At 60.3% G+C, this 1,575-nt stretch carries 1 protein-coding gene; it reads left to right on the plus strand.

Annotated elements, in window-relative coordinates; translation table 11 throughout:
• Positions 1 to 1,166 precede the first annotated feature (1,166 nt).
• Positions 1,167 to 1,559 carry a hypothetical protein gene (locus AB0L65_RS62895; protein ID WP_364267619.1) on the plus strand — a complete coding sequence of 131 codons (393 nt, stop codon included), beginning with the start codon at positions 1,167 to 1,169 and terminating at the stop codon, positions 1,557 to 1,559.
• Positions 1,560 to 1,575: the final 16 nt, after the last annotated feature.

Below are 1,575 nucleotides of genomic sequence, written 5' to 3' on the forward strand. Positions count from 1 at the left end.
CACGACTACCTCCCAGCTTCAGAGGCAGCCAGCCTGACGGGTTCACCAGCCGAGATCAATTACCCGGTCAACGTTCCGGGACGGCCCACTAGTGCACGCGAGCGCACTCCGAGCACGGCGACCTGGTAATCCGTCCCACGCAGATGGCTCATCATCGCGTTACCGCAGGTCAGCATCATGATTTAAGTGCAGTCGCGCGGAATTCGAACGCGGTAGCCATCGGATTAGGCAGTCGAAGTCCCAAGAATTCGTGCGCGAGCCCTACCGAAGTTCGAGACAAGGCATTCTGTATATGTTCAGCAAATCATTGGCAACGCGCTGCTTTCGATAAATCAAGCGTTGGCCGCAAACGCGATCGAACGTAAAGACGAGATCAAGCTTCGTCTCGACTCGTCTCGAAAGCGCAGACATCGGAGTTGCGAGCACTGCGACCATCGGATTAGAAGCAAGATCTTTTAGTGCCGCGCCGTGCCGTTGGGTGACGGTTCGTGCCACCTCAATGCGTTTTGCGTGTCAGGCAATGCCGGGTTCTGACGGCGCGTGACGGGGCATACGAGCACGCACCGAGCACGGCCGACAACCCCATTTAATCATTGCATCGTGGCTTCACAGAATGAATCTCTTACTCCAGAGCACGCCGACACTACGTGATGGCGGTCGCTGTGCTCGACGCGTGGTTCAACATCGAACGATCCGTCAGGTGGCCCCGTAGGCAGACCTTCTTCCGACCTGCCCCGAGAAGGCCTCCGGCTCCGGCGATGCTCCCCTCATAGCACCAAGCTGGTACAAGTCGGAAGGAGTCTGAGAAGCTGGATGACCTGCTCGGATGACATTATCGGGCAGTCGCAGTCTTCGTGAGGCGGCGCTCATCCGGTGAGCCGATTCAACCGGCCAGTCCGGCATCAGCCGGATGCCCGCTCGATGATCTCCTATTCGGGGAGCGGATCGGGGATGATGGCTCAGGCACTTGCGTGCTTGGGGAACGCTGGCGGTCTGGTTATGCAAGGTCGCCGAATGGCAGATGATCCGCCCCAGCTTCGTACCTCCGCCACAGATCCAAGAGATGCGGGATCTGCCTCGCTACCGCTGCGACCTGGTGGCGGTGCGCACGGCGGAGAAGAACCCGGGCAGAGAAGCTGCTCGAGGACGCCCAGATCAAGTTGTCGGTGGCCTCCGACATCTTCGGTGTATCCGGCCGCGCCATGATGGCCGCGCTGATCGCCGGAGATCGCAACCCTGCCCTGCTCGCGCAAGTGGCCCGCGCCAGCATGCGCGCCAAGATCAGCGCGTTAGTGGAAGCCTTCACCGACCACCACGCGTTCCTGCTGCGCAAGATGCTGGCCTGGGTGGACCAGATCTACGCCGACATCGCCCACGTTGACGCCAAGATTGAGGAGCTAGTTGCCCCTTTCGCCGGGGCGGTGGAACGGCTGGATGAAATCCCGGCATCGGACGCACCGCCGCCTTCTCGGAAATCGGCCTTGATGACGCTCAGCGAAAATGCCCAGGGCCGCTCGTTGGAAGTGCCCACTTGGTTGATCAGTACAGTACGGCTTTAGCTGGTGTTTGTCACGG

Origin of the sequence: Nonomuraea sp. NPDC052116 (assembly GCF_040680035.1) — a bacterium.
Lineage (GTDB): Bacteria > Actinomycetota > Actinomycetes > Streptosporangiales > Streptosporangiaceae > Nonomuraea > Nonomuraea angiospora_A.